Annotated in this window: 1 protein-coding gene; it reads right to left on the bottom strand. The window is 63.8% G+C overall.

All coding sequences use genetic code 11. The annotated features are described in order from the left end of the window. Positions 1-474: 474 nt before the first annotated feature. Positions 475-876: DUF3482 domain-containing protein (locus BI292_RS11675; protein ID WP_157831252.1), on the bottom strand; the 402-nt coding region annotated here is incomplete at its 5' end.

Raw genomic sequence — 876 nt, 5'->3', positions numbered from 1 at the left:
GGGGTTATGGGTTTAGGGCTTTCTCGGCTAGCGCTTCAATTCGTTTTGGCCGCTCACCCTGACCGACGACCACTGCGCACGTGCCCTGTAGCAGCTGCCGAGCCCGCGAGGCTGCGTTCGAGGACGAAGTCCTCGCCAATCCGGTGTGCGCGGTGTACCTGACATGGCGCGGGGATTGGTTTGGCGACTGCTGCGCAGCCGAACGCAGCCTCGCGCTGCTCGGCAGCTGCTACAAGGGGGTTATGGGTTTAGGGCTTTCTCGGCTAGCGCTTCAATTCGTTTTGGCCGCTCACCCTGACCGACGACCACTGCGCACGTGCCCTGTAGCAGCTGCCGAGCCCGCGAGGCTGCGTTCGAGGACGAAGTCCTCGCCAATCCGGTGTGCGCGGTAACCTGAACATGCGCGGGGATTGGTTTGGCGACTGCTGCGCAGCCGAACGCAGCCTCGCGTTGCTCGGCAGCTGCTACAAGGGGTTATGGGTTTACGACTTTCTCGGCTAAGGCTTCAATTTGTTCTTGCCGCTCAGCCTGGCTCAATTTGGCATGGGGGTTGAGCGACGACCATTGTGGATGCGCGCGGGCCTTGTTCAATGCTTCCGGCAGTTTGCCTTCGCGCCAGGTTTTGTCCTGCGGCGTTGCGACCTGGATGCTGTCCATCGCCGCGTGCCCGCGCAGGTTCAATGCCTGCACCAACTGACGCTGACGCAGCGCCAACAGGCGCAGCACGCTGTCATCGACGGTCAATTCGCGCTGACCTTTGATCTTGCCCAGCAAGCGGCTGCCATAACTGCGCGCCGTTTGCAGGGCGCCGCCGGCAATCGCCCCGGCCAGGGCCGCCGCGCCGAGGGTCAGGCCGCCGACCAGCAGATCGACGCC

Origin of the sequence: Pseudomonas sp. 43NM1 (assembly GCF_002836905.1) — a bacterium.
Taxonomy (GTDB): Bacteria; Pseudomonadota; Gammaproteobacteria; order Pseudomonadales; family Pseudomonadaceae; genus Aquipseudomonas; species Aquipseudomonas prosekii.
The sequence above is the reverse complement of the archived record's forward strand: the minus strand, read 5'-3'. Positions and strand labels throughout refer to the sequence as shown.